Here is a 4,565-nt window from a genome sequence, read left to right on the forward strand (position 1 = left end):
CTACCACCTGGCGGTGCAGGTCAGAAGCCGTTACGAGGGGATGCTCGTCGCGCTGGCGGTGGAGCACTGGCCCGCCTGGGCCGACGATTCGGCCAACACACTGGCACAGCGCCTGTTGGCATTGGCACGACAGATCAAGCCCAGCCAGGTGGCGACCAGTAAGCGCGGCCCCAAGGTGGAAAAGCCCAAGGCCTGGGTCGATGCCGCGACGGCTCGCGCCCATGTCTCCACCGACCGCCTCATCAAGGCCTCGAAAAGTAAAAGACCTTGAAAGGGGTGGGCCTACGGGCTAGTCAAGCCCGGGATCTACGACGTAGTGGGCTATGTGATGATGTCGAGCCCCGACTTGAAGTGTGCACTGGAGCACTTGGTTCGTTTTTGCTCGTTGGTCGACAATGGCGCCGATTTCTCTCTGCATAGGGAGGGCAATATCTATCGCTTGGGAATTGACCGCCGCGGCGGCAGCAATGGCATACCGCGCCAGTTCTACGATATCGGTACGGCAGCCCTGCTTTCCTACTTGCGCTGGCTGTATGGGAACCCTCAATTCACGCCGCTGTGCGTCGAGTTTATGCATCCTGAACCGGCCGACACGACGGAATACCACCGTATCCTGCGATGTCCCATGCAGTTCGGCTCGTCCAGCCACTCCTTTTTGTTCGATGCAGCTCTGCTGGATTCTCCCCTGAGTACGTCTGATGTAGCCCTGGCGAGCATGCACGAGCGGTTTGCCGAGCAACGCCTGCATGAGCAGACCTCGCAGTTGAGCACCTGGCGCGTCCAGCAGTTGATCATGGAGCGCCTGACTGACGGTGAGCCAAGCATCGAGGAGGTAGCGGCGGCGCTCTGCGTCAGCAAGCGTACCCTGCAGCGCTGTTTGAAGAAGGAGGGCACCCAGTACAAGGATCTGCTGAATGAAACCCGCCGTGAGCAAGCCCATCTGTATTTGCGTCATTCGCACTTCAGCTTGCAGGAGGTTGCCTATCTGTTGGGGTTTCACGAGCACAGCAGCTTTTTTCGGGCTTGCTCGCGTTGGTTCGGCATGACCCCTGGACAGTATCGGGCGCGCAGGGGCTTTCTTTGTGGGGAGTTTTCGGAAGCTCATGCTGTCGCTGCATATGGATAACCTGCCTGCGAATGCGGGACGCAGAGTGGCGGAAAGACCGTTCAGCAAGCGTTGATGCATGTTGAACGGTCGGATTGCAATGCCTTGCATGCTGCAGTGCAGGATGTTTTTTGTCGATAAGGTTTTCTCATGGTAGAACGGGGCCTTTTCTTGGGGGTGGCGATGTATGACAGCTTTCTATGCTAAAGACAGTAGCATGCGGTTGCCTTCTTTCCAGGTAATTTCTCTGGGTGAGTGAATATTTTTGCAGTGCAAAAAAATACTTGCAGAATTAATTTTGCAGCGCAACAATGAGTCTGCCCGTTGAATCCAAGAAGTCGTCAGCAGCGGCGCGCCAGGCCAGTCCGGCCGTCACTACGCAGGAGATATAACCATGTCCTTTTTTGATCTGGAAAAACTGGAAAGCGCTTCGAAGTCCAATCTGGATGCCGTACAGAAACTGAGCAGCAAGATCTTCGAGAGCGCCGAAGAGCTCTCCAAGCTGCAGTTCAAGACTCTGCGGGCGACGGCTGACGACAATTTCGAGAGCTTTCGCAAACTGCTGTCGGTGCGCGATCCTCAGGCCTTCCTGGAGCTGCAAGCCTCTTTTTTCAAGCCCAATGAGCAAGCCGAGCGTTTCGTGGAGTTCAGTCGCCAGACCTACGACCTTATATCTCGCTTCCAGGCAGAGGTTACCAAGCTGACTGAGCGCCAGATCGAGATCGGTACCCAGCAGGCCCAGGAAATCGTCGAAGAGATCTGCAAGAATGCTCCGGCTAGCGCCGAGCCGGTCGTATCTGTATTCAAGTCTGCCGTCGAGGGTGCCGGCAACGTCTACGAGAGCGCACAGAAGGCTGCCAAACAGGCCTCCGAGATCGCTGCGAGCGGTATTGAGGCAGCCGCCCATGCTGCAGGTCAGGCGACTGCCCAAGCTTCGGGCAAGAAAACTGCCTGATGGCATCTGGCAGCCGCTTGCCAGCGTTTTACCTTCCTTGAGTCCTTGGGCGATGAAAGTCAGTTCTGGCCTTCATCGCCATCTTTTTTCCCGCCCGCCTTGCCGGAAAAACCGGAGAACATTCCGAACATGTTCTGGGTGTTCAGGTAGAGCTTCTTGGATTGCTCGACATACTGGCGCATGAGGTCCTGCATCATGGGAGCCTGGTTATGCATGAAGTCGGTCCAGGCTTGGGTTGACTGCAGTCCGGCTTGAGTCTGCACGTCTATGACGCTCTGGATGCTCTTCTCGAGATAACTGGCAAGTACCCCTTGGAAGGGACCGTAGAAGCGAATGATCCCCTTGAGCATTTCGCTGGAGAAGATCGGCTCTCCGTCGCTTTCGGCTTCCTGGATGATCTGCAGAAGAATGCTGCGGGTCAGATCCTCTCCGCTTTTGGCATCGACTACCTGGAAGGGCTCCTCGCTGATCACCAACTGACGAATGTCGGCGAGCGTGATATGGCTGCTGGTACGGGTGTCATACAAACGGCGGTTGGGGTACTTCTTGATCAGACGGACATCGTTCCGGCCATTAGCTGACATGCGCGTATCTCGTTGTGTAACGGAGCTAGCATGTTAGCCCAAACTAAGGGCGTCTGGCTTTGCCGAGTTCGGTGAGGATGGCGTCGTTTGGGAAGCGGCCGATAGACGATTCCCAGCATGGGCTCACCCTGAGTACGCTTGGTCGGGTCGAGCGGTCGGCCGGCGCTGGCAGGGCACAGCAAGCCGGCCGAGGCCCCGTCATTTTCAGTTGATCAGGCTGAGGAATTCGCTACGGGTGGCGGCATTGCTGCGGAAATGGCCGAGCATTACCGAAGTGACCATCGTGGAGTTCTGCTTTTCCACGCCGCGCATCATCATGCACATGTGCTGTGCCTCGATGACCACCCCCACACCCAATGCGCCAGTGACCTGCTCCACGGCTTCGGCGATCTGGCGAGTGAGGTTCTCCTGGATCTGCAGGCGGCGTGCATACATGTCGACGATGCGGGCGACCTTCGACAGGCCCAGCACCTTGCCATTGGGCAGATAGGCCACGTGGGCCTTGCCGATGAACGGCAGTATATGGTGTTCGCAAAGCGAATACAGCTCGATGTTCTTCACCATCACCATTTCGCTGTTGTCCGAGCTGAACAGGGCGCCGTTGACGACCTCCTCGAGGGTTTGCTGATAGCCGCGACAGAGGTACTGCATGGCTTTGGCCGCCCGCTTTGGCGTGTCGACCAGGCCTTCACGGAAAATGTCCTCGCCGAGGGAGGCGAGAATCTCGGTGTACTGCTGTTCCAGGGACATGGATATTCCTGCGGAAGCTTCTAAATGAAATACACGAACGTGCAGGTTAGGGGGGGGCGGTCAGGCTTGCAAGCATGCTGCCCCGGGCAATTATTCGTCCCGCCCTTCGAGCATGGTGCGTTTGAGCAGGATATAGAGGGCTCCGGTACCGCCGTGGCGGGGCAGGCAGGAGGCGAAGCCGAGGACCTGCGGATGCTGGCGCAGCCAGGTATTGACATGGCTCTTGACCATCGGTCGTCTGCCGTCCAAGCGGGCGGCCTTGCCATGGGTGACTCGTACGCAGCGGACTTCCAGCCGGGTTGCCTCGGTTAGGAAGTTCCAGAGTGTTTCACGGGCCTTCTCCACCGTCATGCCGTGCAGGTCCAGGCTACCCTCGAAGGCGATCTGTCCGGCTTTGAGCTTGTGCAGCTGGCCCTCCTGGAGACCGTCACGTGCCCAGATGAGTTCGTCCTCTGCGCCCACATCGATGACGAACTGGTCAGACAGACCATCGACTTTCTGGGCTTCGACCTGCTGTATGGCTGCATGGCGGCGGCTGGCGATCTGCCGGCGATCGCGCCGAGGTGCACCGGTGTCGGCGCGATCATCCTGACGCAAGGGTTTGACGCCGCAGACAGCGGATTGGAAAAGGGAAAAGTCGTCATCGGACATGGGCTGGCCTCCGCGAAGGGCATCTAGTGTAACCAATCGATGTCTGCCGACGTCAGTCGTGGTTTTTCCGCAGGGGAATGGAAAGGCCGGGCTGTCGTGCAGAGTGCAGACCGCGCCGGCAGATGCGCCAGGCGCGGATACCACCCCAGAGCAACAACAGGCCTAAGGCCCACCCCTTTCAAGGTCTTTTACTTTTCGAGGCCTTGATGAGGCGGTCGGTGGAGACATGGGCGCGAGCCGTCGCGGCATCGACCCAGGCCTTGGGCTTTTCCACCTTGGGGCCGCGCTTACTGGTCGCCACCTGGCTGGGCTTGATCTGTCGTGCCAATGCCAACAGGCGCTGTGCCAGTGTGTTGGCCGAATCGTCGGCCCAGGCGGGCCAGTGCTCCACCGCCAGCGCGACGAGCATCCCCTCGTAACGGCTTCTGACCTGCACCGCCAGGTGGTAGGGGGACGCCTCCCAGCCCTCGGGAAGCCGTTCGCGATGTGCCTGTTCCACGCTGCGCTTGAGCACCGCCAG

5 protein-coding genes and 3 pseudogenes are annotated in these 4,565 nt (G+C 58.7%); 4 read left to right on the forward strand and 4 right to left on the reverse strand.

Going from position 1 to position 4,565, the window contains the following annotated elements; all coding sequences use genetic code 11:
- From BMY22_RS24565 to BMY22_RS22745, 4 genes and pseudogenes are all read left to right on the forward strand, one after another.
- Positions 1–271 (forward strand): annotated as a pseudogene (locus BMY22_RS24565) (IS4 family transposase); the annotation flags it as partial.
- A 30-nt stretch (positions 272–301) separates the two neighbouring features.
- Positions 302–676, forward strand: a pseudogene (locus BMY22_RS25285) (AraC family transcriptional regulator ligand-binding domain-containing protein); the annotation flags it as partial.
- 117 nt (positions 677–793) lie between these two features.
- Complete coding sequence (locus tag BMY22_RS25290; RefSeq protein ID WP_279626395.1) at positions 794–1,126, forward strand: helix-turn-helix transcriptional regulator; 333 nt, start codon at positions 794–796, stop codon at positions 1,124–1,126.
- 373 nt (positions 1,127–1,499) lie between these two features.
- Positions 1,500–2,060 carry a phasin family protein gene (locus BMY22_RS22745; RefSeq protein WP_090625581.1) on the forward strand — a complete coding sequence of 187 codons (561 nt, stop codon included), beginning with the start codon at positions 1,500–1,502 and terminating at the stop codon, positions 2,058–2,060.
- Between the two features lie 59 nt (positions 2,061–2,119).
- On the opposite strand, the gene phaR is transcribed toward BMY22_RS22745, so the two are convergent.
- From phaR to BMY22_RS24570, 4 genes and pseudogenes are all read right to left on the reverse strand, one after another.
- Positions 2,120–2,644 carry a polyhydroxyalkanoate synthesis repressor PhaR gene (gene phaR / locus BMY22_RS22750; protein WP_090625583.1) on the reverse strand — a complete coding sequence of 175 codons (525 nt, stop codon included), beginning with the start codon at positions 2,642–2,644 and terminating at the stop codon, positions 2,120–2,122.
- A gap of 204 nt (positions 2,645–2,848) precedes the next feature.
- Positions 2,849–3,394, reverse strand: a complete 546-nt coding sequence (gene folE, locus BMY22_RS22755) for a GTP cyclohydrolase I FolE (RefSeq protein ID WP_090625584.1) — start codon at positions 3,392–3,394, stop codon at positions 2,849–2,851.
- Between the two features lie 90 nt (positions 3,395–3,484).
- A complete protein-coding gene (locus tag BMY22_RS22760) occupies positions 3,485–4,045 on the reverse strand; it encodes a Smr/MutS family protein (RefSeq protein WP_090625586.1) in 561 nt (186 codons plus the stop codon).
- A 178-nt stretch (positions 4,046–4,223) separates the two neighbouring features.
- Positions 4,224–4,565 (reverse strand): annotated as a pseudogene (locus BMY22_RS24570) (IS4 family transposase); the annotation flags it as partial.

The organism is Azotobacter beijerinckii (assembly GCF_900110885.1).
Classification (GTDB): Bacteria; Pseudomonadota; Gammaproteobacteria; order Pseudomonadales; family Pseudomonadaceae; genus Azotobacter; species Azotobacter beijerinckii.